General features: G+C 66.7%; 22 protein-coding genes and 1 pseudogene. 13 read left to right on the top strand and 10 right to left on the bottom strand.

Features of this window, described 5'->3' with window-relative positions; all coding sequences use genetic code 11:
• Positions 1 to 281: 281 nt before the first annotated feature.
• Positions 282 to 956: an SGNH/GDSL hydrolase family protein gene (locus FDW83_RS01485; RefSeq protein WP_138135839.1), complete on the top strand. Its 675-nt coding sequence runs from the start codon at positions 282 to 284 to the stop codon at positions 954 to 956.
• Here FDW83_RS01485 and FDW83_RS01490 read toward each other — a convergent pair.
• From FDW83_RS01490 to FDW83_RS01500, 3 genes are all read right to left on the bottom strand, one after another.
• On the bottom strand, positions 953 to 1,189 hold the full coding sequence (locus tag FDW83_RS01490) for a hypothetical protein (protein WP_138135840.1): 237 nt from the start codon (positions 1,187 to 1,189) through the stop codon (positions 953 to 955). The genes FDW83_RS01485 and FDW83_RS01490 overlap by 4 nt on opposite strands.
• 70 nt (positions 1,190 to 1,259) lie before the next feature.
• Positions 1,260 to 2,228, bottom strand: a complete 969-nt coding sequence (locus FDW83_RS01495) for a glycosyltransferase family 9 protein (protein WP_138135841.1) — start codon at positions 2,226 to 2,228, stop codon at positions 1,260 to 1,262.
• Entirely contained in the window at positions 2,225 to 3,367 is a 1,143-nt protein-coding gene (locus FDW83_RS01500) for a glycosyltransferase family 9 protein (RefSeq protein WP_138135842.1), read from the bottom strand. The genes FDW83_RS01495 and FDW83_RS01500 overlap by 4 nt, the downstream gene beginning before the upstream one ends.
• A 207-nt stretch (positions 3,368 to 3,574) precedes the next feature.
• Between FDW83_RS01500 and FDW83_RS01505 the strand changes: the two genes are divergently transcribed.
• The 5 genes from FDW83_RS01505 (at position 3,575) to FDW83_RS01525 (ending at position 8,225) form a co-directional block, all read left to right on the top strand.
• Positions 3,575 to 3,877 (top strand): DUF4193 domain-containing protein, encoded by a 303-nt coding sequence (locus FDW83_RS01505; protein WP_066275770.1) that lies wholly within the window; start codon positions 3,575 to 3,577, stop codon positions 3,875 to 3,877.
• A gap of 163 nt (positions 3,878 to 4,040) precedes the next feature.
• Entirely contained in the window at positions 4,041 to 4,784 is a 744-nt protein-coding gene (locus FDW83_RS01510; protein ID WP_138136102.1) for a M50 family metallopeptidase, read from the top strand.
• A 9-nt stretch (positions 4,785 to 4,793) separates the two neighbouring features.
• The gene (locus tag FDW83_RS01515; RefSeq protein WP_138135843.1) at positions 4,794 to 5,882 is read left to right on the top strand and encodes a glutathione S-transferase family protein; all 1,089 of its coding nucleotides are present in this window, start codon (positions 4,794 to 4,796) and stop codon (positions 5,880 to 5,882) included.
• Positions 5,883 to 5,928: 46 nt separating this feature from the next.
• A complete protein-coding gene (locus tag FDW83_RS01520) occupies positions 5,929 to 7,038 on the top strand; it encodes a serine hydrolase domain-containing protein (protein ID WP_138135844.1) in 1,110 nt (369 codons plus the stop codon).
• A gap of 68 nt (positions 7,039 to 7,106) precedes the next feature.
• On the top strand, positions 7,107 to 8,225 hold the full coding sequence (locus FDW83_RS01525) for an FUSC family protein (RefSeq protein WP_240720798.1): 1,119 nt from the start codon (positions 7,107 to 7,109) through the stop codon (positions 8,223 to 8,225).
• Between the two features lie 43 nt (positions 8,226 to 8,268).
• Here the strand turns inward: FDW83_RS01525 and FDW83_RS01530 are convergent, their stop codons facing one another.
• Genes FDW83_RS01530 through FDW83_RS01540 form a run of 3 tightly spaced genes read right to left on the bottom strand, consistent with a single transcriptional unit; the run spans position 8,269 to position 11,880 of the window.
• The gene (locus tag FDW83_RS01530; protein WP_138135845.1) at positions 8,269 to 9,180 is read right to left on the bottom strand and encodes a MaoC/PaaZ C-terminal domain-containing protein; all 912 of its coding nucleotides are present in this window, start codon (positions 9,178 to 9,180) and stop codon (positions 8,269 to 8,271) included.
• Positions 9,177 to 10,517: a 3-oxoacyl-ACP reductase gene (locus tag FDW83_RS01535; protein ID WP_138135846.1), complete on the bottom strand. Its 1,341-nt coding sequence runs from the start codon at positions 10,515 to 10,517 to the stop codon at positions 9,177 to 9,179. The genes FDW83_RS01530 and FDW83_RS01535 overlap by 4 nt, the downstream gene beginning before the upstream one ends.
• Positions 10,518 to 10,527: 10 nt before the next feature.
• A complete protein-coding gene (locus FDW83_RS01540) occupies positions 10,528 to 11,880 on the bottom strand; it encodes an acetyl-CoA C-acetyltransferase (protein WP_138135847.1) in 1,353 nt (450 codons plus the stop codon).
• A gap of 61 nt (positions 11,881 to 11,941) precedes the next feature.
• Here FDW83_RS01540 and FDW83_RS01545 point away from each other — a divergent pair, with 61 nt between their 5' ends.
• Both FDW83_RS01545 and FDW83_RS01550 read left to right on the top strand, forming a co-directional pair.
• On the top strand, positions 11,942 to 12,661 hold the full coding sequence (locus FDW83_RS01545; RefSeq protein ID WP_370281146.1) for a TetR family transcriptional regulator: 720 nt from the start codon (positions 11,942 to 11,944) through the stop codon (positions 12,659 to 12,661).
• Position 12,662: 1 nt separating this feature from the next.
• Positions 12,663 to 14,735, top strand: a complete 2,073-nt coding sequence (locus FDW83_RS01550) for an acyl-CoA dehydrogenase (protein WP_138135849.1) — start codon at positions 12,663 to 12,665, stop codon at positions 14,733 to 14,735.
• A 95-nt stretch (positions 14,736 to 14,830) separates the two neighbouring features.
• Here the strand turns inward: FDW83_RS01550 and glgA are convergent, their stop codons facing one another.
• Positions 14,831 to 16,036, bottom strand: coding sequence for a glycogen synthase (gene glgA, locus FDW83_RS01555; RefSeq protein ID WP_138135850.1), 1,206 nt, complete (start codon positions 16,034 to 16,036; stop codon positions 14,831 to 14,833).
• A gap of 102 nt (positions 16,037 to 16,138) precedes the next feature.
• Here glgA and glgC point away from each other — a divergent pair, with 102 nt between their 5' ends.
• The 3 genes and pseudogenes from glgC to FDW83_RS01570 form a co-directional block, all read left to right on the top strand.
• Complete coding sequence (gene glgC / locus FDW83_RS01560; protein ID WP_138135851.1) at positions 16,139 to 17,548, top strand: glucose-1-phosphate adenylyltransferase; 1,410 nt, start codon at positions 16,139 to 16,141, stop codon at positions 17,546 to 17,548.
• Between the two features lie 83 nt (positions 17,549 to 17,631).
• Positions 17,632 to 19,083: an SDR family NAD(P)-dependent oxidoreductase gene (locus tag FDW83_RS01565; RefSeq protein WP_138135852.1), complete on the top strand. Its 1,452-nt coding sequence runs from the start codon at positions 17,632 to 17,634 to the stop codon at positions 19,081 to 19,083.
• A 16-nt stretch (positions 19,084 to 19,099) separates the two neighbouring features.
• Positions 19,100 to 19,267, top strand: a pseudogene (locus FDW83_RS01570) (pyridoxamine 5'-phosphate oxidase family protein); the annotation flags it as partial.
• Positions 19,268 to 19,363: 96 nt separating this feature from the next.
• On the opposite strand, the gene FDW83_RS01575 reads toward FDW83_RS01570, so the two are convergent.
• Genes FDW83_RS01575 through FDW83_RS01585 form a run of 3 tightly spaced genes read right to left on the bottom strand, consistent with a single transcriptional unit; the run spans position 19,364 to position 22,755 of the window.
• A complete protein-coding gene (locus tag FDW83_RS01575; protein ID WP_138135853.1) occupies positions 19,364 to 20,215 on the bottom strand; it encodes a transglutaminase family protein in 852 nt (283 codons plus the stop codon).
• On the bottom strand, positions 20,212 to 21,138 hold the full coding sequence (locus FDW83_RS01580) for an alpha-E domain-containing protein (protein ID WP_138135854.1): 927 nt from the start codon (positions 21,136 to 21,138) through the stop codon (positions 20,212 to 20,214). The genes FDW83_RS01575 and FDW83_RS01580 overlap by 4 nt, the downstream gene beginning before the upstream one ends.
• A 60-nt stretch (positions 21,139 to 21,198) precedes the next feature.
• A complete protein-coding gene (locus FDW83_RS01585) occupies positions 21,199 to 22,755 on the bottom strand; it encodes a circularly permuted type 2 ATP-grasp protein (RefSeq protein ID WP_138135855.1) in 1,557 nt (518 codons plus the stop codon).
• Between the two features lie 113 nt (positions 22,756 to 22,868).
• On the opposite strand from FDW83_RS01585, the gene FDW83_RS01590 reads away from it, so the two are divergent.
• Both FDW83_RS01590 and pepN read left to right on the top strand, forming a co-directional pair.
• Positions 22,869 to 23,921 carry a YeiH family protein gene (locus tag FDW83_RS01590; protein WP_138135856.1) on the top strand — a complete coding sequence of 351 codons (1,053 nt, stop codon included), beginning with the start codon at positions 22,869 to 22,871 and terminating at the stop codon, positions 23,919 to 23,921.
• Between the two features lie 29 nt (positions 23,922 to 23,950).
• Positions 23,951 to 26,584 carry an aminopeptidase N gene (gene pepN, locus FDW83_RS01595; protein ID WP_138135857.1) on the top strand — a complete coding sequence of 878 codons (2,634 nt, stop codon included), beginning with the start codon at positions 23,951 to 23,953 and terminating at the stop codon, positions 26,582 to 26,584.
• Positions 26,585 to 26,593: the final 9 nt, after the last annotated feature.

Here is a 26,593-nt window from a genome sequence, read left to right on the forward strand (position 1 = left end):
GCGTGGTTGGCGTGCTTGAACGACTGTAATTTGCGGTGTGTGAGGCGGGTCAAGGTGTAACAAAAAGCCCGTAATCTAGCGATTTTTCTTGATCACGACACGCCGGGAGTGGGGTTCAAGTCCCCCTCCGCGCACACAGGAAAAAGGCCTGGAAGATCATCAATCTTCCCGGCCTTTCTTGTGCCAACCTGCTTCTGCCGGCCTGCGCCAGGCTGATCGATAACCGCAATTCATTTCTTGCCACACTGGTAACGCAGCGGCGGGCACGGCACGATAGGCGCATGGAGGAAGTCGCGCCGGAGGGAAATGTCCCGGGCCATGTGGTGCTGCTCGGTGATTCCATCTTTGACAATGCCGCCTACGTGGGCGGCAGCCCCGACGTCGTCTCCCAGCTCAGGCACGAACTGGGCGGCTGGCAGTGCTCGCTGTTGGCCGTCGACGGCGACGTGATAGCGGGCGTCCAGCGGCAGTTGGGCGCATTGCCACAGAATGCAACGCACCTCGTAGTCAGCGTCGGCGGCAACGACGCCCTGGGGTATGGCTCCTTGCTGCAGGAACGCCCGGAGACCGTTGCCCATGCCCTCCTGCTCCTGGCTGCAGCACAGAGACGGTTCGCGGAGGAGTACTACGCCATGCTGGACGCCGTTACAGCTATTGGCCTCCCCGCCGCCGTATGCACCATTTACGACACTCCCCCATCCGGTCCGCAACAGCCTGTGGTCAAAGCAGCCCTGTGCCTCTTCAACGACGCCATCACCAGGGCAGCATTTACACGTGGCCAGGCGGTGGTGGACCTCCGGCTCATTTGTTCCGAGGACGGGGACTATGCCAACCCGATTGAGCCGTCGGAACAGGGCGGACGAAAGATAGCGCAGGCCATTGCTGCCTTCGCGAGGACCTCCGGTCCTTCCGCGTGGCCGTTCGTGGTGGCAAACGCGAAGCTGCCGCCGCGCTAGTGCGGACGCAGCCGCCGTGTCCGGGGGTGCCGGTCCTGCGGCTCCGGACTCGACCCCGCGGCGGCGGACTGGTAGTCCACCTTGCGCCGGCGGTTGCCCGTCCGGTTTTCCCGCCGCTCCTGCCGCCTGGCCTTTCTTTCCGGCCGGTCAATGGCGGACAGGATGGCAAACGTCACCACCATCCACAGCAGCGCTGTCATCAACACCAAGTAGATTCCCATCTCAGTGTCCATGGGCCAATTTTATGACCTGGCCGTCATTCCCGGGAGGGCCTGTGGAAACTGTCGCGGCACCTGGCTCCGGTCACAGCAACCCCAGGCCCCGTACCGCTGCCATGACGTCCGGTACCGTCACCGCCAGGAGCGCCGGATCGGGCCGGTCCGCGAACGTCTCACCCAGACGCAGTTCAGCGTACGTCAATACGGTGTGCGGCCCCGGGGGCGGTCCCCAGATCTCGGGCGGGGCAGGGCCAAAGAGCACCACCGATGGTGTTCCGTAGGCCGACGCCAGATGCGCTGCGCCGGTGTCCGCGGAAACAACCACCTTCGCATCGGCAATCGTCGCAGCAAACTCGGCCAATCCCAGCCTGGATGCGAGTACTGCCTCATCCGGCAATCCTGCCAGCCGGCACACTTCCGCCGCCCGGTCCTTTTCCGAAGCTCCTCCTGTAAAGACAACGTGGTGGCCTGCCTGGTCCAGCTCCCTGGCAACGGCGGCAAATCGGTCAGCCGGCCACAGGCGGCTTCCGTACGCTGCCCCAACGTGCAGAACCGTGGCGCCCGGAACCGGGCTGGGAACATGCGGACGCTCCAGGTGTACGTCCAGGGGGTCGGCCTCGATGCCGTGCCATTCGAGGAGGCGGACCCACCGTTCCCGCTCGTGCAGCTCTGGCCGCCATGGTGGCCCGTCGAAGAAGTCGCTCTTGTGTCCGATCGTGCGCCGGGCCTCAAGCGCCGCAACCCTGCCCGCGCTTTCCGGGCCGCTGCCGTGCAGGTTGACGGCGACGTCCACCGCCCCCGGATCCATGGCGAGCGGCTCGTCAAGGCCGTGTGTGGGCAGCAGTTCATAGCCGCCCACGAGCCCCAACGCCTCAGACAGCCATCCCTGGGCGGCGTACCTCAGGCGGTGCCCGGGAAACTCCCGCCGGAGTGCTTTGAGGGCGGGCACTGCCACCAGCAGGTCCCCCAGCTTAAGCGCACGCAGAACTAGCAGTTCGGGCTTTCCGTCTATCAGGCGGTCTTCGCCTTTGTGAAGATCTCCCGTGCGGCTCATGGGTCCTGCCTGCCGGCGCCGGTGGCGATGAGGCTTCGGACGTCCTCATAAACGTCCCGGACTGCCACATCTGCCACTACGGAGTCGTCGTGGGAACAACGGGGCGCCGTCCAGCCCACCTGCGTGACATCGATCCCGCAGGTAGGGCACGCCGTGACCCACGAGGCATGGATGCGGTGAAGGCTCCTGCCGAGCGCTCCGGCGTTGATGACGTTGCCCAACCAGAAAACGCCGACGGTGGGAACGCCGAGGGCCTGGGCAAGGTGACGGGGACCGCTGTCATTGCCAACTACAACGGCTGCCTTGGCCAACAGGTTAACCAGGCCCGCCATATCCAGCTGCCCGGCCACGGAAGTGACATTGGCGGAACCTGCAAGGCCGGCGATGCGCTCCGCCAGGTCCTCTTCGCTCTTGTCCCCGACCACCAGCACCTGGCACCCGTCGGCAGCACAAGCGGCTGACAGTTCCGCGAAGCGTTCCACGGGCCAACGACGGCGGGGGTCCGTGGCGCCCGGGTGGATCACCACAAGCGGTTGGCCGCCGCCGTCAGCTGCCGGGATGCCTTCCTGCAGCCCCGCAACGGGCTCAAGCCGGGCCTCGAGGTCAACAGGGTCAGCCCCGGCGAACCCGGCCACCTCCACGGCCCGCAACGGCTCGTTCTGGTAATAGATGTACGGGATGGTCCGTTCCAGGCTGGCAGCATCCGCCGTACGGGTGCCCACGGTGTGGCGGGCGCCCAGCCGCAAAAGGAACGGGTTCGAATAGCGCCCGCCCCCGTGCACCTGGACCGCGAGGTCGAACCGGCGGGCCCGCATCTCCTCGAAGAACCGTTCCAGGGCCTCCGGGTCCTCCGTGCCGGGCCGCACGCCTTCGGCATAGGGAAGGACCTGCACCTCGTCAACAGGACTTTTCACCGCCGCCAGCAGCGCCTTATGGATAGGCGTGCCCAGCAGGGTCAGGGTTGCCCCGGGATACGCGGCCTTCAGCGCCGCCATGGCGGGGATGGCGAAAATCAGGTCGCCCAGCCCGCCCCCGCGCAGCACGACGATCCTGGACACGTCCTCGAACTTTTCCAGCACAGGCCCTACCCCGATGCCAACCTGGCCGGCACCGCCGAACTCTGCAGTCAGCTGCTCCACAAACGCCCCTTCGATCGGGCGGAGACCGCGTTGGATCCGCCTGCCTCCGCTGCTCGTGCAGCCACGCCGGGGTCACAAGCCGGGTGGCCGCCTCCCAGAACCTATACCCAGGCAGCGGCAAATATACTCCGCCTATTGGGGAATACCCGCCGGATGCTGTACGTTTCATACCCGACAGGCGAACCAAAGAAAAGAGAAACACCTAAAGTGGCAACCGATTACGATGAACTGCGTTCCGACGTCAAGGAATCGCAGGACAACTCCCTCGAGCAGCTTCAGTCCGCAAACGCTCCCGACGCACGCAGTGTAGTCCTTGAGCTGGACGAGGCTGACGGGCTTGACGGCGCCGGCGTCCCCGGCGGCGAATTCGTGGCCGAGGAACTCGTGGTGCAGGTCATTCCGCAGGCCGAAGACGAATTCACCTGCTACTCCTGCTTCCTGGTCCGTCACCGGTCCCAGATCGCCCGCCAAAAGGACGGGCACAGCTACTGCACAGAGTGCGAGGGCTAGGACAAAATTCCTCTCCAGGTGCTCCGGACAAATCTACGGCACCGGCGGATCGAAGGCACGCTGCACGCCAGCGTGCCTTTCCGCTTTAAGCCAACCTGCAGCTGCCCCCGCTACGGTTGACGTTCATGGTTAAGAAAATTCGGACGCGTTCCCGATGTGGCGCATGAACGACCTGCCCGGCGACGTCTTCCAAGCAATGGCTGAATCACTTTCCCGTGCCGAACCTCCGGCCATCACCGTGACGGAGCTCGTACTCGCGGTGCTGGTTGCAGCCGCCCTCTCCATCCCACACCGCTCCTGGAGGTACTTCGGTCTCCTGGCCACCGTGGTCCATGAACTTGGCCACGCCTTTGCAGCCGTCACCAGCGGGCAACGCTTGTCCGGGATCCGGCTCCGGTTCGATCACTCAGGGACCACCACAACTTACAGCCGCAGCAGGGCGGCTGCCGCCTGGTCCTGCTTTTGGGGTTATCCTGTTCCGGCGGTTGTGGGTGCCGTCTTTGTGGCATGCGGCTTCAACGGCTGGGGGCCGGCCGCCTTCGGCGGAAGCGTCCTGGTTCTGGCCGCGTCACTGCTCTTCCTCCGGAACCTGGCAGGCTTCGCCATAACCGCCCTGGCCATTGCCGGCACCCTTGCCCTGATCCTGCTGGTGCCCGGCGAATTTGTGGGTCATGCTGCGGTGATACTGGGTTTGGCGCTGCTGGTCGCGGCGGTGCGGGACGTCATAAAACTCGCCCACGTGCACCTCTACAGGAGGGAGCGGCTTGCGACCTCCGACGCCTATCTCCTCTACCGCGCAACGGCGGTGCCCTCCGTCGTATGGATCGTCCTTTTTGCGGCATTCGTCACCGGTTCATGGGTGGTCGCCCTGCAGCCCGTCTCCACGATCCTTGCCCGCGGCGTCTAGGCTAAGGCCATGAGCCAGGAAACGGACAGCATCCAGCAGGCCACTGATGACAGGACACCTGAACACAGCACCCGTGGCGCTTATGTCACCGGCGGTGCGGAGTTCACCCGCGACACCAGCTACATCGAGGACCGCATCACCCGGGACGGGATGCCGGGCCCTAACGGGGAGCCTGGCTGGACGGTGGAGGCCGGCCGCTACCGCCTTATCGCAGCCCGGGCGTGCCCCTGGGCCAACAGGACCGTCATTGTCCGCCGCCTGCTTGGCCTGGAGGATGCGATCTCCTTGGGCCAGCCCGGTCCCACCCACGATGCCCGGTCCTGGACCTTCGACCTTGATCCCGGCGGAGTGGACCCTGTCCTGGGCATAGAACGCCTGCAGCAGGCCTACTTCAAGCGCTTCCCCGGGTACCCGCGCGGTATCACCGTCCCGGCCATTGTGGACGTGGCCAGCGGTGAGGTTGTAACCAACAACTTCCCGCAAATCACCCTCGACTTTTCAACCGAGTGGACGCAGTTCCATCGACCCGGCGCGCCCCTGCTCTACCCCGAACACCTGAGGGACGAGATTGACGCAATCAGCAAGCGCGTGTTCACCGAAGTCAACAATGGCGTGTACCGGCGCGGCTTCGCAGGATCCCAGGAAGCATACGACGCCGCGTATGAACGGTTGTGGGCAGCGCTGGACTGGCTGGAAGACCGGCTTTCCCGCCAGCGCTACCTGGTGGGTGACACCATCACCGAAGCCGATGTCCGGTTGTTCACCACCCTGGCCAGGTTCGACGCCGTCTACCACGGGCACTTCAAATGCAACCGGCAGAAGCTCAGCGAGATGCCCGCCCTCTGGGGCTACGCCAGGGACCTGTTCCAGACGCCCGGATTCGGCGACACCATCGACTTCGTCCAAATCAAGCAGCACTACTACATCGTCCACGAGGACATCAATCCCACCGGAATCGTCCCTGCCGGGCCCAGCCTGGGCGGCTGGCTTGAGGACCATGGCCGGGAACGCCTGGGCGGCCGGCCGTTTGGCGACGGGACGCCGCCCGGTCCGGTGAAGCCCGGGGAGGAAGTCGCGCCGGGACACGGAGCGGAATAAGCTCCATACCTAGCGGCGGAAAACGTTTTCCTCCTAGACTGGTCCGGTGCAGACTACTTACGGCCATGTAGCGGCCGGATACGAAAACGTCCTGGACCTCTTCGCAACCTTCGTCGCAGAGGACCCCGGTTACAGCGCGCAGGTGGCCGCCTACCACCAGGGGGAGCAGGTGCTGGCCCTGACGGGCGGTCCGGACATGGCCACGGACACCCTGACCGGCGCCTACTCCTGTTCCAAGGGTGTGGCCGCCATGGTAATAGCGCTGCTGGTCCAGGACGGACTGCTGGATTTGGACCGTCCGGTAGTACGGTACTGGCCCGAGTTCGGTGTGCACGGCAAGGACCGGCTGCTGGTTCGGGAGGCGCTTTCGCACCAGGCCGGCCTGATGGGCATCGAGGGCGGCTTCGGCCTTGACGAATTCACCACGCCCGCAGCCGCGGCGCGCCTGGCTGCACTGAAATCCACGTGGCCACCGGGCACGCAGTTCGGCTATCACGCGTTGACCATCGGCATCATCATGGAGGAGCTGTGCCGCCGGACAGCCGGAGAGACGCTGCAAAGCCTTTACGAACGACGCATCCGCAAGCCGGAGGACGTCGACTTTTTCCTGGGCCTGCCCGCCGAACTCGAACCGCGGTACCGCGACGTTCTGTACGAATCCGCTACGGATCAACCTTGGGTAGATCCGCTGAGCCTGGAGGGCCTGAACAGCAATGCGCCCGTCAGCACCGTCATGGAACTCCCCAACATCCGCAGCGTCCGTGCCGCGGGGATGTCCGCTGCCGGAGGCGTCGGCTCGGCTGACGGACTGGCCAGGCTGTACGCTGCAGCCACCACCGGCGTCCAGGGCGACCCTCCATTCCTGACGGCAGAAACCATTGACGTGATGGCACGGGAGCAGGTCTGGGGCCTGGACCGTTCGTCCGGGCTCGACAACGCGTTCGCCGTCGTGTTTATGAAGCCGCACCCTTCGCGGAACTTCGGCAGCCACCGCGCGTTTGGCCACGAAGGCGCCAACGCCGCCCTTGGTTTCGCCGATCCCGCCTATTCGCTCTCGTTCGGTTACATACCGCGGCGGGCAGAGGAAGGCCGCACCCCCGGAAGGGCACACCGGTTGGCAGCCGAGGTCCGGCGTGCTGCGGCCGCGCTGGCGTAGTTTCCCTTAGCCCACCGGCCTGACCAGCGCCTTTGGCCTCACGCGAAAGGCGGCCTAAGGTGGGTCCGGTGGGTAATTCTGACGCACGTCCGGCAGTCCAGTGGGCCAAGGGGACCCATGTTTTGAACCGCGCGGCGGCCGGACTGACAGCCGCTTTCGCCGCCCAGCGGCTTCAGCTCGCCGCCAAGGCGGCGGCCGCAGCCGGGTTGGCGTTCATGATCGCGCCGCTGATGCCGGGGGCTGCTGCCCACTACGCCTACTACGCGCCCCTGGGGGCACTGGTGGCGATGTACCACAATGTGGCCGATTCTGTTAGGCAGGGCCTTCAAGCGCTCGCCGGCCTCGCGGTGGGGATCGGGCTCGCTGTACTTCTGGTGAACATCACGGACCCTTCACCCTTGACGGTGGCGGTCTTTATGGGCATCGGAGTATTACTGGGCGGGCTGCCCGGCATAGGTTCAGGCAGTGACTGGATCCCGACGGCGGCGCTGCTGGTCCTCCTGGTCGGCGGCAGTAACGCGGACGATTTTTCCTTTGGGTATCTTGTGCAGATGGGCGCCGGTGTTGCCGTAGGCATCGCTGTGAACTTCCTGCTCTTCCCTCCGCTGCACCTGAACGCGGCTGCGGCGAGCCTGGACGATCTGCGCCGGGCGCTTGGGAGACAGCTGACGGACATGGGTACTGCGCTGAAGGAGGAATGGCCGCCGGAACACGAGGAATGGTCCCGGCGCTCGGATGAGCTGTCCTCGGCTGCCCGCTCGGTCCGCCACCTGGTGAAGGAAGCGGATGCCAGCCGCAGGGCGAACCCGCGCCGCAGGTTCCATCCCCGGGACCTGGATCATGACTACCGCAACCTGCGCGAGCTGGAACGGGTGACGTTCCACATCCAGGACATGACGGACGTCCTCTCGGACGTCATCTGGGTGAGCGGCGTTCCCTATGCGCTACCAGTGCAGGACAGCGGCCCGCTGGCAGACGCCATGACTGCCACCGGCGAATTGCTGCACTCGTATCTTGACGGCGATGAGCAAGTGCAGCGGCAGCGGTATGACGCAGCCCAGGCGGCGGTGGAAGCCTGCATGGCTGCCACCGCCGGCCGGCAGGCAGCGCAGGGGACCGTACCGGCGTCGGAATCAATCCTGCTCAGCCTGCACCGCATCCTGCGTGCCGTCCGTCCGTCCTCCTGAATTGTCCTTCCCCGCCTGCCTGGGTTGCGGCTGGTTCAGGGCACTAAAGGGCGGCAACAGTACCGCTGAAGTGGCGCCGGCCCGAGCGCGGGTTCCAGGCCACGAAACGTGAACGCTCCCAGGCGCCGGAACCGCCCTCCTCGCTGCTGATCCCAAGCGCCACCCGGCAGGGCAGGAACGCCGGGGCATCAAACTCCACGTCCCAGATGAAGGACCCGCCACGGACGGACCCCACGTCCGCGAGCGCCCGGGATGCAAGGTACATGCCGTGGGCGATGGAGCTGCGCAGTCCCAAGGCCCGCGCCGACAGTACGCTGAGGTGGATTGGATTGAAGTCGCCGGAGACTGCCGCGTAGGCCCGTCCCGTGTCGACCCCCAGCTGCCACACGGCGGTGGGATCCGGCGCCACAAACTCTGCCTTGGCGGAACCGGCCGACGGCTTGTCGATCCCCGGCAGGAACACGCCCTTGGCCAGGTACGTGGAAATACCGCGCCAGGCGAGGTCCTCCTTCCCTGCCAGGCGGACCTCGGCCACCACGTCCACCTGCGTTCCGACGCGGTGCCCCCGGAGGTTCTCAACCCCTGCCGTGATGTCCAGGGCGTCGGTGAAGAGCACCGGCGAGCGCTGCTCCACGCTGTTGCGCAGGTGGATCATGCCCAGCAGCGGAAGCGGAAAGTCATCCCGGTTCATCACGCTCATGGCAACGGGAAAAGCCAGGGCGTGGAGGAAACCGGCCGGCAGGACATCGCTGGCAGTCTCCCCCAACAGGTGCTGGTAGGCGGTCAGGTTGGCGACATCAGCGGTGACTCCGCGTACTTCATGGTTTTCCGCCGGAAGGACCGCCGAGCCCTGGGCTCCCAGCAGCCTGCGCCGGGCGGCCTGCGCCGCTGCATTGACGTACAGCTTGGACAACGACGGCATGTCGCCGAGGATGACCGGCTGTACGGGGATCATGCGCCCACCATGTTCTGCCCGCAGACCCGCAGCACTTCACCGTTGATCCCACCGGCGGCATCACTCGCCAGGAACGCGATGGCTTCCGCAACGTCCCCTGGCCTGCCGCCCTGCTGCAGTGAATTTGCGCGGCGGGCTATTTCCCGAAGCGCGAACGGTATCCGTGCAGTCATCTCGGTCTCGATGAACCCCGGGGCGACGGCGTTGATGGAACCCCCGGCCCGGGCGATAAGCGGTGCGGTGGCACGGACCATTCCCATGACTCCCCCCTTGGACGCGGCATAGTTGGTTTGCCCCCTGTTGCCGGCAATGCCGCTGGTGGACGCAACAGAAACAATACGCGGAGCGGGTCCAAAGTGTTCGGATGCCAGGAGCGCCTCGTTGATGCGCAGTTGCGCGGCGATGTTGATGTTGATCACCGGGTGCCAGCGCGCTTGGTCCATGTTAACGAGCAGCTTGTCGCGGGTGATGCCTGCGTTATGGACCATGACGTCCAGCCGTCCGTGCCGCTGGACCGCGTGTTCCATGATCTTCCTGCCGGCGTCTTCCCGGCTGATGTCCAGTTGCAGGGCGGTTCCCTTGACCTCATTGGCCACAGCCGCCAGATGGTCACCGGCTGCGGGAAGGTCCACAAGGATGACCGTGGCGCCGTCGCGGTGGAGGGTGCGGGCGATGTCAGCGCCAATTCCCCGTGCTGCGCCCGTTACGGCGGCGATCTTGCCCGCCAGGGGCCTGCCGGTGTCGTCGGGAAGGCTCCCGCCGTTGCCCGACACCGTCAGGAACTGGCCGTCCACGAAGGCTGACCGGCCGGACAGGAAGAAGCGGACTGCTGCCAGTGCTGACGGGCTGGACACCTCCACGCCTTCGGCGAGGAGGACGCCGTTCCCCGTGGCCCCCGCCCGGAGTTCCTTGGCCAGCGAGCGCAGGAATCCGTCCACCCCCTGCCGGGCGGCAGCGGCTGCGGGCGTACCGGCTTCAGCCGCAGGCCGGGAGACCGTGATAACCCGGGCACCGGCATCCAGGTCGCGCAGGGAACCTGCTGCGGCGAGGACCGGCCTTTCCAGGTCTTCCGGGTGGGCCACCTCGTCCAGCACGAGGATGATGGCGCCAAGCTTTTCCCGCGGGACGGCGTGCCGCCGGACGTCGAGGTCCCAGGTGAGCAGTTCGGCGGCGAGCTTATCGGCAGCCGCAGAGTCCCCCTGGACCACAACCGGTCCGGTGACCAGGGCTTGTCCTGGCCGGTACCTGCGAAGGACCGCCGGCCGCGGCAGGCCCAGCTTCCTGGCAACGTTCCGGCCGATGCCCTGGTTTACCAACTGGGCGTACTTGTCAGTCATCCATGCCCCCTTACAGCGATTCGAGGATAGCGACGACGCCCTGTCCGCCCGCTGCGCAGACGGATACCAGCCCGCGGGCCGGCCGGCCGTCGCTGCTGCCCTTCTCATGCAGCTGCTTGGCCAGGGAAGCGACGATCCTGCCTCCCGTGGCGGCGAACGGATGGCCGGCTGCCAGGGAGGAGCCATTGACGTTGAGGCGGGCCCTGTCGATCTTCCCGTAAGCGCCGTCCAGGCCGAGGCGGGTGCGGCCGAACTCCTCGTCTTCCCAGGCGGCCAGCGTGCTCAGGACGGTGGCCGCGAACGCCTCGTGGATCTCGAAGAAGTCGATGTCCGCGAGCGTGAGATTGTGCCTGGCCAGGAGCCTGGGAACCGCGAAGACCGGTGCCATCAGCAGTCCGTCCTTGCCGTGCACAAAATCCACTGCCGCCGCTTCCGCGTCCACCACGGCCGCCAACTTGGGCAGGTCGCGGGCGTCGGCCCACTCGTCCGAGGCCAGCAGCACGGTGGAAGCACCGTCAGTGAGGGGTGTGGAGTTGCCGGCGGTCATGGTAGCTTCGGCGCCCAGGCTCTTGCCGAACACCGGCTTCAGGGCGGCCAGCTTTTCCATGGAGGTGTCGGCCCGCAGGTTGCCGTCCCGGGTCACTCCGCGGTAGGGCGTCACCAGGTCATCGAAGAACCCGGACTCGTAGGCGGCAGCCAGGTTGCGGTGGCTGTTGAGCGCCACCTCATCCTGGGCTTCGCGGGATATCTTCCACTGGGCCGTCGTGAGGGCCTGGTGTTCTCCCATGGACAGGCCGGTCCTGGGTTCGGAGGTGCCGGGTGCCAGCGGAGCGAGGTCCTTCGGCCGCAGCCGTGCCAGGATCTGCAGGCGCTGCGGTAGGGTCTTGGCCCGGTTGAGGTCGAGGATGACTTCCCGCAGCCCCTCGCTGACCACGATGGGTGCGTCCGAGGCAGAGTCCACACCGCCTGCGATAGCTGACTCAATCTGGCCAAGCCTGATCTTGTTGGCCAGCCCCACCACGGTCTCAAGGCCCGTGGCGCAGGCCTGCTGAAGGTCGTAGGCCGGCGTTTCGGGGGACAGCGCCGAACCGAGGACTGCCTCGCGTGTGAGGTTGAAATCGCGCGAGTGCTTCAGCACGGCGCCGGCGGCCACCTCCCCCAGCCGCTCATCCTGCAGGCCGAAGCGTGCGATCAGGCCGTCCAGCGCGGCCGTCAGCATGTCCTGGTTCGAGGACTTCGCGTAGGAGCCGCCGGCACGCGCGAAGGGTATCCGGTTGCCTCCTACGACGACGGCCCGGCGGAGGGCAGGGGCGGAAGCGGCTGCTGCTTCGGCGGCAGGAATGGACTGTCCGTCAGTGGACATGGCTGTCTCCTCTGGTTGCGGGCGATTACCGATACCCAGCGTACCTGATACGCTGGGTATCGTGAATCTTTCCGACCCCCACCTGATCCCGCCTCCCCTGGCAACCGGCGCTGACGGCCGTTCCTCGCGCTGGCAGAGCCACCGGGAGGAACGCCGGCGGGAACTGATCAAGCAGGCGCGGCGGGCTGTCCATGCACTGGGCAGCGACGCTTCCATGGAAGACATTGCCGCGGCAGCGGGTACGTCCAAGTCCGTCTTCTACCGCTACTTCGGGGACAAGGCGGGCCTGCAGCAGGCAGTGGGCGAAGTGGTCCTGAGCCAGATGCAGCGCCGGATACAGGAAGCCGTGCAAAGCGCCGTGACTCCGAGGGAGGGACTGCTGGCCATGGTCTCCGCCTACCTGCAAATGGCAGACACCAGCCCCAACGTCTACAGCTTTGTCACGAGGGCCGCCACCGGTGAGCCGGCTGACGAAGCATCCTCCGGGCCCGTCTCCGGCGCGCTGGGCCACTTCTTCGATGTCGTGGCGGAAATGATTGCCACGCCCATGCGCTCGCACCTCGGCGACGGAAAGGAAACAGTCATCGGTTACTGGCCCAAAGCAGCCATCGGACTGGTGCGCAACGCCGGCGAGCAGTGGCTCAGCACGCCGGACTCCCCTGCCAAGCCCGGCCAGGAAGCCATGGCCCGCCAGATCACCGCCTGGCTGTGCGTCGGCGTCGCCCCCGAACTTTCTCCAGCTTCCAAAACACCCAAGCCATCTGCCAACGAAGGACATTGATATGACTCAAGTAGTGGACCGCCGCAATGGCATCGAAAGCGCCGAACCTGCCGTCGACGTCGAGGCGCTCGGTGAACAATTGCTGGGCAGGTGGGCGTCCGTCCGGCGGCAGGCAAGGGACCTTGCTGCCCGTCCCGAACTGCACAAAACCGAGGGGCTGCCGCACACCGGGCACAGGGCACGGGTTTCGGGCCAGTTGAAGTACCTGGTGGAAAACGGAGCCGTCCACCGGGCGTTCCCCTCGGCACTGGGCGGCCTGGACGACCACGGAGGCAACATCGCCGGGTTCGAGGAACTCGTTGTGGCTGATCCTTCCCTGCAGATCAAGGCGGGCGTGCAGTGGGGCCTGTTCGGTTCGGCCGTGATGCACCTGGGCACCGGGGAACACCACAAACAATGGCTTCCCGGCATCATGAGCCTGGAGATCCCCGGATGCTTTGCCATGACGGAGACCGGGCACGGCTCGGACGTTGCCAGTATCGCCACCACCGCAACCTATCTGCCGGAAACCGAAGAATTCGTGGTGCACTCGCCGTTCCGGGCGGCCTGGAAGGACTACATCGGCAACGCGGCCATCGACGGTCTTGCGGCCGTGGTCTTTGCCCAGTTGGTGACCACGGGGGTCAACCACGGCGTCCACGCCTTCTACGTCGACCTGCGCGACCCCGTCACAGGGGAATTCCTGCCAGGCATCGGCGGCGAGGACGACGGCGTCAAGGGCGGCCTCAACGGCATCGACAACGGTCGGCTCCATTTCACCCACGTGCGCATCCCCCGGACCAACCTGCTGAACCGCTACGGGGACGTCGCCCCTGACGGAACCTACTCCTCTCCTATCGCGAGTCCCGGCCGCCGGTTCTTCACCATGCTGGGCACGCTGGTCCAGGGGCGCGTTTCCCTGGACGGTGCCGCCGTGGCAGCCTCAAAAGTCGCCCTCAAAGCTGCCATCCAGTACGCCGCCGAACGCCGCCAGTTCAACGCCTCGTCCCACACGGACGAGGAAGTCCTGCTCGACTACCAGCGCCACCAGCGCCGCCTCTTCACCCGCCTGGCCACCACATATGCGGCCGGTTTTGCCCACGAGCAACTCCTGCAGAAGTTCGACGACGTTTTCTCCGGTGCCGCCGACACCGACGAGGACCGCCAGGACCTGGAGACCCTCGCCGCCGCGCTCAAGCCGCTCAGCACCTGGCACGCCCTGGACACCCTGCAGGAATGCCGCGAGGCCTGCGGCGGCGCCGGATTCCTGATAGAAAACCGCTTCGCCTCGCTCCGCGCCGACCTGGACGTTTACGCCACGTTCGAGGGGGACAACACCGTCCTGCTGCAACTGGTGGCCAAGCGCCTCCTCGCCGACTACGCCAGGGAGTTCCGGAGCGTCGACTTCGGCGTCCTGGCCCGGTACGTGGTGGGTCAGGCGACGGGCGTCGCCCTCCACCGCACCGGGCTGCGGCAGGTGGCCCAGTTCATGGCTGACAGCGGTTCAGTGCAGAAGGCAGCCATCGCCCTGCGCGACGAAGAAAGCCAGCGCGCCTTGCTGACGGACCGCGTGCAGACCATGGTGGCGGAGACGGGCGCCGCCTTGAAAGGCAGCCACAGGCTGTCACACGAGAAAGGCGCTGCCCTCTTCAACCGCCACCAGAATGAGCTGATCGACGCCGCCCGGGCGCACGCGGAGCTGCTTCAGTGGGAGGCTTTCACCGAGGCGCTCGCCGGCGTCGCAGACCCCGGCACCAAGAGGGTCCTCACCTGGCTGCGCGATCTCTTCGGCCTGTCACTGATTGAAAAGAACCTCTCCTGGTACCTCATGAACGGCCGGCTCTCCATGCAGCGCGGCCGCACCGTAGGCGAGTACATCAACCGGCTGCTGGTGAAGATCCGGCCACACGCATTGGACCTGGTTGACGCGTTCGGTTACGGGGACGGGCACGTCCGCGCAGCCATCGCGACCGGCGCCGAAAAGGCGCGCCAGGATGAGGCCCGGGCCCATTTCCGGAGCCAGCGCGCCAGCGGCCAGGCGCCGGTGGACGAGAAAGTCCTGCTGGCCAGGACGGCAGCGGCACGCAAGAACTGACACGGGCCCCCGGTCCGCCTGCTCACTGCGGAAACAACGACGGCGCCGCTTCCCTCCAGGGGAGCGGCGCCGTCGTCGTAGTGCTGTGGGGACGGTCAGCTCGAGGCTGGCAGGACGGAGCGGTACACCTCAAGGGTGGTCTCCGTAATGGATTCCCAAGAGAAGTGTTTTTCGGCGCGTTCCCTGCCCGCCTGGCCCATGGCACGGGCGCGCTCGGGATCGGAGACCACTTCGGTGAGCGCAGCGGCAAACTCGCTGACGAATTTGTCCGGGTCCAGCGGGGTGCCGGTGCCGTCGGTGACCTGTTCCAGGTCGACGAGCAGGCCCGTCCGGCCGTGCTCCACCACCTCCGGGATGCCGCCCGTGGCGCTTGCCACCACAGCGGCCCCGCAGGCCATAGCCTCCAGGTTCACGATGCCGAGCGGTTCGTAGATGGAAGGGCAGGCGAAGGCGGTGGCGTGGCTGAGCACCTGGATCAGTTCGTGGCGCGGCAGCATGCGTTCAATGAGGACGACGCCCGTCCGCCGGCTTTGCAGGTCTTCGATCAGCCGCGCCGTCTCGGCGGCAAGTTCGGGAGTGTCCGCTGCGCCAAGGCAGAGGACCAGCTGGACGTCGTCGGGCAGTTTGGCGGCAGCCCGGAGCAGGTACGGGACGCCCTTCTGGCGCGTGTTCCGGCCCACAAAGACCACGCTGGGCCTGGCGGGGTCGATGCCCAGCGCGCGGACGGCGTCGTGGTTTTCGTCACGCTTCCACAGCTCGACATCGATGCCGTTGTGGACCACGCGCACCTTCGCCGGGTCCACGTTGGGGTAACTGCGCAGGATGTCCTGCCGCATGCCGTCGGACACAGCGATAATGGCGGCGGCAGACTCGTATGCGGTCTTCTCCACCCAGGACGAGAGCGCGTAGCCGCCGCCCAGCTGCTCGGCCTTCCACGGGCGCAGCGGCTCCAGGCTGTGGGCGCTGAGCACATGCGGAATGCCGTGGAGGAGCGATGCCAGGTGCCCGGCCATGTTGGCGTACCAGGTGTGCGAATGGACCAGGTCCGCGCCCTCGACGTCCGGAACGATCCTCAGGTCCACACCGAGCGTCTGCACAGCGGCGTTGGCCGCTCCCAGGTCTTCCGGCACCGGGTAGGACGTCACCGTGGCGCCGTGGTAATCGGAGTCGCGCGGAGCCCCGAAAGCACGAACCTGCAGGTCAACATGCTTACTAAGCACCCTGCTCAATTCGGCCACGTGCACTCCGGCGCCCCCATAGATCTCCGGCGGGAACTCTTTAGTCACAATGTCTATTCGCACAAGACCCAAGGTAGTCCTTCACGCTTAACTGTTCTAGTGTGAAGGGGTCCGGGCGAACCGGACTGACTTGGGGAGTTACGAGGGCGTACAGGAGCGACCATTATGCCGTTGACGAAAAAAGTCCTGGCCATTGTCCTCGCCGGCGGCGAGGGAAACCGATTGATGCCACTGACGGCAGACCGCGCGAAACCGGCGGTGCCCTTCGCGGGAAGCTACCGGCTGATCGACTTCGCCCTGTCCAACCTGGTGAATTCCCGCTACCTCCAGATCGTCGTCCTCACCCAGTACAAGTCCCACAGCCTTGACAGGCACATCTCCGAGACCTGGCGCATGTCCACCCAGCTGGGCAACTACGTGGCCTCGGTTCCGGCTCAGCAGCGCGTGGGCAAGAGCTGGTTCCTGGGCAGCGCCAACGCCATCTACCAGTCCCTGAACCTCATCCGCGACGCCAACCCGGACATCGTTGTGGTGGTGGGCGCCGACCACGTCTACCGCATGGACTTCGCCCAGATGGTTGCCCAGCACGTCCACAGCGGTGCCAAGGCCACGGTGGCCGCGGTACGCCAGCCGCTGCACATGGCCAACCAGTTCGGCGTCATCGAGGTGGACCAGAACGATCCGCAAAAGATTGCGGCCTTCGTGGAAAAGCCCGCCTCCACTCCCGGCCTGGCCGCCGACCCGTCCCAGTTCCTGGCCTCGATGGGCAACTACGTGTTCGACGCCGACGCCCTGGTGGCGGCCCTGCACGTGGACGCCGAGCGGCTGGACACCAAGCACGACATGGGCGGCGACATCATCCCCTACTTCGTCAACAAGGGCGAGGCGGGCGTCTACGACTTCACCCTGAACGAGATCCCGGGTTCAACCGAGCGCGACCGCACATACTGGCGCGACGTCGGCACCATCGATTCCTTCTACGACGCGCACATGGACCTCATCTCTCCGCTGCCCGTGTTCAACCTGTACAACTCCGAATGGCCCATCTACACCCGGCAAAGCATCTCCCCGCCGGCCAAGTTCGTCCGCGGACAGAACAACACCGTGGGCACGGCCCTGGACTCGATCGTCTCCAGCGGCGTGGTGATCAGCGGCGCAATTGTGGAAGGCTCCGTCCTTTCCAATGACGTGTTCGTCGGCACCAGCAGCCGCGTCCTGGACTCGGTCCTGATGGACAAGGTGTACGTCGGTGAAGGAGCCGTCATCAGCCGGGCCATCGTGGACAAGAACGTCCGCATCCCTGCAGGTGCCGCAATCGGCCTCGACGCCGATCTGGACCGCGCCCGCGGCTTCAAGGTCACAGAATCCGGCATCACCGTGCTTTCCAAGGGCCAGGAGGTCCCGGAGCCGGGCGAGGAGGAGCGGCAGCTGTCCGCCAAGAACCTCCGCCTGTTGCCAAACGCCGTCAAGGCCGCGGCGGAACAGTACCCCGACGTCCGCGAATCCGTGGACAAGGTGGCGAAGACCCACGCCGCCGCGGCGGCTGAGGCCTCGCCCGGGGCGCGGCTTCAGTAGCTTGGCATGTGGTCCGGCGGGCGGCATCTCCGGAGGCCGCCCGCCGGGCTTAAGCCGTGCCCCTGCCCTGTAAAATTGGACTAATGAGCTCCCCCGACCTGACCCCTGAGGAAATCCAGGCCTGCCTCAAGGTCCTGAACACCATCCACGCCTACGACGAGGAGCACCCGGACTATATCTCGGTGCGCCGCGCCACGGGCAAGATGTTCAAGGCCGTCAAGAGGCACCGCAGGGTCACCAAGCGGGACCTTGTCGCCGAAGCTGACCGGGCCGTCATCGCGCAGACTGCGACCGCGGCGCCGGACCGGATTGATGACGAGACCCGCGGCAACAAACTGGCACCCTCGGCCACCGGGAAAATCGCCGGCCACCTCATCCGGTCCCGCCCGTGCTACATCTGCAAGCAGCACTACACCCAGGTAGATGCCTTTTACCACCAGCTGTGTCCGGACTGCGCCGCCTTCAGCCACAGCAAACGGGATGCCCGGACCGACCTGACGGGCCGGCGTGCGCTGCTGACCGGCGGCCGCGCCAAGATTGGCATGTACATCGCGCTGCGGCTGCTCCGCGACGGCGCACACACCACCATCACCACCCGGTTCCCCAAGGACGCCGCCCGCCGGTTCGCGGCCATGGAGGACAGCGCCGACTGGCTGCACCGGCTCCGCATCGTGGGCATCGACCTGCGCGACCCCGCCCAGGTGATGGCCCTGACGGATTCCCTCAATGAGGCCGGCCCGCTGGACATCATCATCAACAACGCCGCGCAGACGGTCCGCCGCTCCGGCAACGCCTACAAGCCGCTGGTGGATGCCGAGGACGAACCCCTTCCCGCCGCCCTCGAGCGCGCCAACGGCGGTCCCGAGCTGCTGACCTTCGGGCACGCCCATGACAAACACCCCCTGGCACTGGCCGGCAGCGTCACCGAGCATCCAGTCCTCGCCGGGGACGCAATAACGTCCCTGGCCCTGTCCACCGGTTCGGCATCGCTGGAGCGCATTGCGTCCGGCACAGCCATCGACGCCGGCGGGCTGGTCCCGGACCTGGCCACGATCAACAGCTGGACCCAGGTTGTGGACCAGGTGGATCCGCTGGAAATGCTCGAAGTCCAGCTCTGCAACGTCACGGCACCGTTCCTGCTGGTGAGCCGCCTCCGGGACGCCATGAGGCGTTCAACGGCACGCCGGAAGTACATCGTGAATGTTTCTGCCATGGAAGGCCAGTTCTCCCGCGCCTACAAGGGCCCGGGCCATCCACACACCAACATGGCCAAGGCCGCGCTGAACATGATGACGCGGACCAGCGCCCAGGAGATGCTGGAGACGGACGGCATCCTGATGACCGCCGTCGACACCGGCTGGATCACCGACGAGCGGCCACACTACACCAAGATCCGGCTAATGGAGGAAGGCTTCCACGCTCCCCTTGACCTGGTGGACGGCGCCGCCCGGGTCTACGATCCCATCGTCATGGGAGAGAAGGGTGAGGACCAGTACGGCGTATTCCTCAAGGACTACAAACCCAGCCCCTGGTAGCGGTAAGCCCGGCGCCATGGACGCCGGGACCTCCCCCGAAGTACGGAACCTCGAACGGCACGAATGCTGGGCACTGCTGCGGACGGTCTCGGTTGGCCGGCTCGCTGTCCTGGCTGACGGCCGTCCGGACATCCTTCCGATCAACTACACGGTGGACGGCAGGACGGTGGTGTTCCGCACCGGCGAAGGCACCCAGCTGTCCGGCGCGTCCGGCGGCTCTCCGGTGGCACTTGCGGCCGATGGAGTACCCTGCCCCGAACCTGCCGCTCCGCCGGGTTGCTCAGGCCAGCTGCGTAATCTCCACGCTCACGGAGAGCGCCGATCCGCCGCCGCCGGACAGGATCCCCTTGAGCGGGGACACGTCCCGGTAGTCCCGGCCCCGGGCCACCGTGACGTGGAAGTCCCCCGCGGGCTTGTGGTTGGTGGGGTCCCAGCTGCGCCATTCGCCGTCCCACCACTCAAGCCAGGCGTGGGACTGCCCGGCCACCGTCTCGCCGATACCGGCGCTGGAGCGCGGGTGCAGGTAGCCGGAGACGTAGCGTGCCGGGATGCCGCAGCTGCGGAGGGCACCGATGGCCAGGTGGGCCAGGTCCTGGCAGACGCCCTGGCGCTGGCCCCAGGCTTCCTCAGCGTTAGTGGTGACGCCGGTGGACCCGGACATGTAGGTCATCTCGCCGCGCATCCAGGCGAAGACTGCCATGGCGGCGTCATGCGGGTTCTTCCCGGCAACAACTTCCGGGATGATGCCCAGCACTTCGTCGCCCGGGCCGCTGAGCCGGGACTGGGGCAGCCAGTCACTGAACGTGTTCAGCGTTTCGGGGGACGCGAGGACGTCCCAACCCACAATTTCGGCCTCGGACGGGACCTTTTCCGCCCGGTGCACCTCCACGGTGATGTTGGACACCACTTCAAGGTGGTCGTGCGGCATCTGCATGTCGAAGGCCGTGACCCTGGTGCCCCAGTAGTCGCGGTAGGTGCTGACGGCGGCCTGCGACGGCGACACCTTGACCACGGACTCCAGCACCACCTGCTGAGAATCCGTCAGCGGCGTCATCCGCGCCTCGTTGTAGGACAGCGTGACGCGCTTGTTGTACTTGTAGGCCGTCGTGTGGACGATGCTCAGCCGGGTCATGAAACTTCTCCCACCCAGGCCAGCTCATCCGCCTGATTGAAGTACTTACGGGAAATCGCGTCCGAAGTTTGGGACACTGCTTTCTGCACGCGTTCCATGTGTTCGGGCAGCTCCGACATCAGGTCGTCGGTGTGGTGGAACTCAAGGAAGGTGCGTGCCTGGCCAACAATCCGGCGGGCGTCGTTGATAAAGCCCACCCGCTGCGCGGAGGGGTCCAGCTTGGCCAGGCATTCGTCCGCGTCGCGCAGAGCGTAGACGATCGAGCGAGGGAACAGACGGTCCAGCAGCAGGAACTCGGCTGCGTGCTGGTCGCCGAAGGCTGCACGGCGGGTGCGCAGGAAAGACTCGTAGGCGCCGGCGCAGCGCAGCATGTTCACCCAGGACATGCCGGCGGACAGGACGTCCCGGGTGGACAGCATGCGCGCCGTCATGTCGGCGCGCTCCAGTGACCGGCCCAGCACCAGGAACAGCCAGCTTTCGTCGTGGCTCACCGTGGTGTCCGCCAGGCCGCTGACCATGGCGGTGCGCTCCAGCGTCCAGTTACAGAACCGGTAGGTGCCCACCACGTCCTTGCGGTGCTGGCTCAGCCCGTAGTAGGTGGTGTTCAGGCTTTCCCATAGTCCCGAGGACACCGTTTCGCGGGCCCGGCGGGCATTCTCGCGGGCAGCACCGAGGGAACCGGCAATGGACGTGGCGCTGGTCTTGTCGTAGGCCAGGGCGTGCAGCAGTTCGGGAAGCCCGAAGTCCTCGTTCTGCGGGCGGGCGCCCATCACGGCGATTAGTTCCTGGGCAACGCTCTTGCGTTCCTCCATGGGCAGGTGGTTCAACCGTTCCAGGTGGACGTCGAGGATGCGGGCGGTGCCGTCGGCCCGTTCGACATAACGGCCGATCCAGAACAAGGACTCGGCAATACGGCTAAGCATTCGCGGCTACCTCCAGCGGGCCCGAAAAATGACAGGACGGATGTTCGACGGCGGGGCGGCTCACTGCTGCTGCTCCGACTGGCGGTCGCGCCAGTTGCTCTCCACCGGCCACACTGATACCCGCTCCCGCACGGCGATGGACGGCCGGGGCAGGCTTTCCACCGGCATCTGCGGCGAGTCGGCCAGGACCCAGGTGTCCTTGGAGCCGCCGCCCTGGCTGGAGTTCACGATCAGCGAGCCTTCCTTCAGCGCCACCCGCGTCAGCCCGCCGGGAAGCACCCAGACGTTGTCGCCGTCGTTCACCGCGAAGGGGCGAAGGTCCACGTGCCGCGGGCCGAACTTGTCGCCGCTCAGGGTGGGCACCGTGGAAAGCTGCAGCACGGGCTGGGCGATCCAGCCGCGCGGATCCGCGATGATCCGCTGCCGCAACGCATCCAGTTCGTCCCTGGAGGCGTCGGCGCCGATGACCAGGCCCTTGCCGCCGGAGCCGTCCACCGGCTTGACCACGAGGTCCGCCAGGTTGTCCAGGGTGTACTCCCGGGCTTCCTGCTCTTCCAGGCGGTACGTGTCCACGTTCGCGATGACCGGCTCCTCGCCGAGGTAGTACCGGACGAGGTCCGGCACGTAGCTGTAGACGAGCTTGTCGTCCGCGACGCCGTTGCCGACGGCGTTGGCGATGGTCACGCCGCCGGCGCGGGCGGCGTTGACCAGGCCCGGGCAGCCCAGCATGGAGTCGGCACGGAACTGCAGCGGGTCCAGGAAGTCGTCGTCGATGCGCTTGTAGATCACGTCTACACGCTGCTCGCCCGCGGTGGTGCGCATGTAGACGCGGTTGCCGCGGCAGATGAGGTCACGGCCCTCCACCAGCTCCACACCCATCAGGCCGGCCAGCAGCGTGTGCTCAAAATAGGCGCTGTTGAAGACGCCGGGAGTGAGCACCACGACCGTGGGGTCATCCACCCCGGCGGGTGCGGTTTTGCGCAGCGCGGAGAGGAGCCGGCGCGGGTACTCCTCAACCGGCCGGATGAGCTGCTGCCCGAACGCCTCGGGCAGGCCCTTGGCCATGGCGCGGCGGTTTTCAAGGACGTAGCTGACCCCCGACGGGACGCGCACGTTGTCTTCCAGGACCCGGAAGGTGCCCGCGGCGTCGCGGACCACGTCGATGCCGGAGATGTGCACCCGGACGCCGCCGGCGGGTTCGAACCCGTGGACCTGGCGGTGGAAGTGTGCGCTGGTGGTCACGAGCTGCCGCGGGATCACGCCGTCGGACACCACGGTCATCTTGTCGTACACGTCGTTGAGGAACGCCTCCAGCGCGCGGACGCGCTGCGCGACGCCGCGCTCCAGGACGTCCCATTCCCCGGCGGGAATGACGCGGGGAACGATGTCCAGCGGGAAGGGGCGCTCTTCCCCGGCGAAGTCGAAGGTCACTCCGCGGTCCAGGAAGGTGCGGGCCATCGAGTCGGCGCGCGCGCTGACGTCGGCCAGCGAGAGCTTGCGAAGGGCGTCCGCCACCTGCCCGTAGGAGTCCCTGGCCTGTTGCCCGGGGGCGAACATCTCGTCGTAGGCTCCGGTGCGGCCGGCGGCCTCGGAGTAATCCTGGAATAGGTCTGGCATGCCCAATAGCCAACCATCTTTTTGTTTCGAATTCATAAACCGCACGCTGATGTGGCGTGTTGGCGATGCCCGCCGGTTCGCTGTTTCCGGGCCTGATCCTGCACAGTAGGTGGGTGCCCGTCAGCAGAAGCCAGCCAGCGCCCGGGGAAAGCCATCCCCGGGCCGGACGGCTGCTGCCCGGCCTGGCCACCGCCGCGATGGCCCTGGCGGCCGCGTTCCTGGTCCACTGGCTGGTTCCGGTCCTGCCGGCAATGACCCTCGCCGTGGTGCTGGGCGTCCTGGCCGCCAACCTGCCCGGGGCCGGTGCCTGGACGGCAGGGCGGGCCAGGCCCGGACTGGACTTCGCAGGCAAGCACCTGATGCGCGGAGGGATCGTGCTGCTCGGCCTGAAAGTGAGCATCATGGACGTCCTGGGGCTGGGCTGGCTGGCACTGGTCCTCATCACGGCAGTGGTGGTGGCCGGCTTCGGCGGCACCTACCTGATAGCCCGGCTCTTCCGGCTGTCCCCGGTGACATCGCTGCTGGTGGCTACCGGATTCTCGATCTGCGGCGCATCCGCCATCGGGGCAGTGGCGGCCGTCCGCCGCATCCGGCATATCGACACGGTCCTTCCGGTGGCGCTGGTGACACTGTGCGGCACCCTGGCCATCGGTGTCCTGCCGCTGCTGGTGCATCCCCTGCAGCTGACCGCCCCCGTGTTCGGTGCGTGGACGGGCGCGTCCGTGCACGACGTTGGCCAAGTAGTGGCCACGGCGCAAACCGCAGGGACAGCGGCGCTGGGCATCGCCGTCGTCGTCAAGCTCACGCGGGTGCTGCTGCTGGCGCCGGTGGCGGCCCTGGCCGGCACGCACCACCGGTTCTCTGCCAGGCCGGGAAACGGAACCGGGACAGATGGCGCGAAGCTGCCGCCGGTGGTGCCGCTCTTCGTCCTGGGGTTCGTGGCCATGGTGGGCCTGCGCTCCACTGGGTGGCTGGCGGAGGACTGGCTTGAAGCCGGGGCAATGCTGCAGGATGTGCTGCTGGGCGCTGCCCTGTTCGGGCTGGGTTCGGCGGTGCGGATCCGGACCCTGCTGCTGACCGGCGGGCGGGCGCTGCTGGCGGCCCTGGCATCCTGGCTGTTGATCGCGGTCCTGGGTCTCGCGGCCGCCCTGCTGATCGCCGGGTGAGCGGCCGGGCAGCGTGATTAGATAGCTGGGTGTCGAATGAGAATCTGCGGCGGGACGAAGCAGCCGGACGTTCAGCCCTGATCGCCACCACCAGCTACGACGTTTCGCTGGACGTGCGGCAGGCAGCGGACCCGGACGTGCCGGGCTACACCACCCGCAGCGTCATCAACTTCACCGCGGCCGAGCCGGGCTCATCCACGTTCCTGGATTTTATCGGCAGCAGCGTCCACAGCGTGTTCCTCAACGGCAAGGGCCTCCGGGTGGAGGATGTGGTGGACGGGTCCCGGATCCGGCTGGACAACCTGCAGGCGGAGAACCAGGTCACCGTCACCGGCACGGCCCTTTACAGCCACTCCGGCGAGGGCATGCACCGGTTCTTCGACCCCGCGGACGGCCAGTGCTACCTCTACACCCAGTACGAACCTGCCGACGCGCGCCGCGTGTTCGCCAACTTCGAGCAGCCCGACCTCAAGGCGGTGTTCACCTTCCACGTGATGGCGCCGGCTGAATGGCAGGTAGCCTCCAACGGGGTGGAAACGGCCCGGACCCTGCTCACCAGCGATCCCGCCACGGCGCGCTGGGACTTCGCGGCCACGGAACCCATGTCCACCTACATCACCTCCGTCTTGGCGGGCCCATATGTCAGGGCGGAGGACCGCTGGCAGGCAACGCTCGACGACGGCACGCACCTTGATGTCCCGCTGGCCCTTTACTGCCGGGCATCCATGGCGGAATCCTTCGACCCGGACGAGCTGTTCCGGCTGACGAAGAACGGGCTGGATTTCTTCAACCGGCTGTTCGCCTTCCCGTACCCCTGGGGCAAGTACGACCAGGCCTTTGTGCCCGAGTACAACCTGGGCGCGATGGAGAACCCCGGACTGGTCACCTTCACCGAAAGCTACGTGTTCACGTCCCGCGCCACGGACGCGCAGTACCAGGGCCGCGCGAACACGCTGATGCACGAGATGGCGCACATGTGGTTCGGCGACCTGGTGACCATGCAGTGGTGGGACGACCTGTGGCTGAAGGAGTCCTTCGCCGATTACATGGGCACGCTGGGCGTGGACCGGGCCACGGACTGGAAGTCTGCGTGGGTCAACTTCGCCAACAAGCGCAAGGCCTGGGCCTACGTCCAGGACCAGCTGCCCACCACGCATCCGATCGTGGCGGACATTCCGGACCTGGAAGCGGCCAAGCAGAACTTCGACGGCATCACCTACGCCAAGGGCGCGTCAGTGCTGAAGCAACTGGTCGCGTACGTGGGCTTCGACGCGTTCGTTGCCGGTTCCCGCGAATACTTCCGCCAGCACGCGTACGGCAACACAACGCTGTCGGACCTGCTGGCGGCCCTCAGCGCCGCCTCCGGACGGGACCTTGCGGGCTGGGCCCGGCAATGGCTGCAGACCTCCGGGATCTCCACCCTCTCCCTGGAGCTGGCGGACGGAAAGGGGAACGACGACGGCGCCCTGGGCGCGGTGACAATCGTCCAGGAAGCCTTGGACCCAGTTACGGGACGCTCCGAGCCGCGGCCGCACCGGCTCCGGCTGGGGCTGTACGACTTCGACGAATCCGGTGCACTGGTCCGCACCGACAGCCTGGAAACCGACATGGCAGGGGACTCAACGCCCGTGCCGGAACTGGCCGGAAGGCCCCGGCCTGCGCTGCTGCTTCTCAACGACGACGACCTGACGTACGCCAAGGTGCGCCTTGACCCGGTGTCCCTCGCAACGGTGTTGGGGTCGCTGGACAGGCTTCCCGATCCCATGGCCCGGGCGCTCTGCTGGACGGCGTTATGGAACGCGACCAGGGACGGCGAAAGTCCGGCAGCACGGTATGTGGATGCGGTGGCATCCTTCAGTCCCGCTGAAAGCGGGATAGGCGTGCTGCTGACCGTGCTTGAGAACGCCTGCACCGCCGTCGAACGCTACACTGCCCCGGCGGCGCGGCATGCCGTGCGCTCCGCCCTCCTGGCAGCGGTGGAAGCTGAACTTGACCGGGCGGAACCGGGGTCGGACCACCAGCTCGCCTGGGCGCGCACCCTCGCAACCCTCAGCAGGCAGGATGCTGCCCTTCTTCCCCGGCTGCGTGGCCTGCTGGACGGCACGGCCCCCGTGCAGGGCCTGGCGGTGGATGCGGAGCTGCGCTGGCATTTCTGGCATGCGCTGGCGGCAAACGGGCAGGCTACCCTTGCCGAACTCGATGCCGAACTGGCACGCGACACAACTGCCTCGGGACGCGCCGGGCATGCAACGGCAGCCGCCGCACGGCCGGATCTGGCTGTCAAGGCTGCCGCGTGGCAGGAAGCCGTGCACGGCCAGGCGCTGTCCAACCAGCTGCTCAGCGCAACCATCAGCGGCTTCAACACTGCGCCGGCGGAACTGCTGGCGCAGTACGTCGAACCCTACTTCGGCTGTCTGCGGGATGTCTGGGAGAGCCGCAGCATCGAGATCGCCGGCCGCATTGTCCGCGGCCTGTTTCCCCAGGACCAGGACCTGGCGGACGGGATGGAGCCGGCCGGACACCCCGTGGTACGCCGGACGGACGAATGGCTGGCGGCCAATCCCGACGCTCCGCGCGCACTGCGCCGGATCATCGTGGAGCAGCGCAGCCACCTGCTGCGGGCACTCACGGCGCAGGCCGCCGTCGTGGTTTCCCCCGCCTGAACCACGCTG

Source organism: Pseudarthrobacter sp. NamE2, from assembly GCF_005796205.1.
Taxonomy (GTDB): domain Bacteria; phylum Actinomycetota; class Actinomycetes; order Actinomycetales; family Micrococcaceae; genus Arthrobacter.

Excerpts from the sequence above, each read along its gene's own strand:
- FDW83_RS01515 (WP_138135843.1), top strand. The coding sequence starts at position 4,794 with ATGAGCCAGGAAACGGACAGCATCCAGCAGGCCACTGATGACAGGACA.
- FDW83_RS01575 (WP_138135853.1), bottom strand. The coding sequence starts at position 20,215 with ATGACCCGGCTGAGCATCGTCCACACGACGGCCTACAAGTACAACAAG.
- FDW83_RS01485 (WP_138135839.1), top strand. The coding sequence starts at position 282 with ATGGAGGAAGTCGCGCCGGAGGGAAATGTCCCGGGCCATGTGGTGCTG.
- FDW83_RS01550 (WP_138135849.1), top strand. The coding sequence starts at position 12,663 with ATGACTCAAGTAGTGGACCGCCGCAATGGCATCGAAAGCGCCGAACCT.
- FDW83_RS01540 (WP_138135847.1), bottom strand. The coding sequence starts at position 11,880 with ATGTCCACTGACGGACAGTCCATTCCTGCCGCCGAAGCAGCAGCCGCT.
- FDW83_RS01490 (WP_138135840.1), bottom strand. The coding sequence starts at position 1,189 with ATGGACACTGAGATGGGAATCTACTTGGTGTTGATGACAGCGCTGCTG.
- glgC (WP_138135851.1), top strand. The coding sequence starts at position 16,139 with ATGCCGTTGACGAAAAAAGTCCTGGCCATTGTCCTCGCCGGCGGCGAG.
- FDW83_RS01585 (WP_138135855.1), bottom strand. The coding sequence starts at position 22,755 with ATGCCAGACCTATTCCAGGATTACTCCGAGGCCGCCGGCCGCACCGGA.
- FDW83_RS01565 (WP_138135852.1), top strand. The coding sequence starts at position 17,632 with ATGAGCTCCCCCGACCTGACCCCTGAGGAAATCCAGGCCTGCCTCAAG.
- FDW83_RS01535 (WP_138135846.1), bottom strand. The coding sequence starts at position 10,517 with ATGACTGACAAGTACGCCCAGTTGGTAAACCAGGGCATCGGCCGGAAC.
- FDW83_RS01495 (WP_138135841.1), bottom strand. The coding sequence starts at position 2,228 with ATGAGCCGCACGGGAGATCTTCACAAAGGCGAAGACCGCCTGATAGAC.
- FDW83_RS01580 (WP_138135854.1), bottom strand. The coding sequence starts at position 21,138 with ATGCTTAGCCGTATTGCCGAGTCCTTGTTCTGGATCGGCCGTTATGTC.
- FDW83_RS01530 (WP_138135845.1), bottom strand. The coding sequence starts at position 9,180 with ATGATCCCCGTACAGCCGGTCATCCTCGGCGACATGCCGTCGTTGTCC.
- FDW83_RS01510 (WP_138136102.1), top strand. The coding sequence starts at position 4,041 with ATGAACGACCTGCCCGGCGACGTCTTCCAAGCAATGGCTGAATCACTT.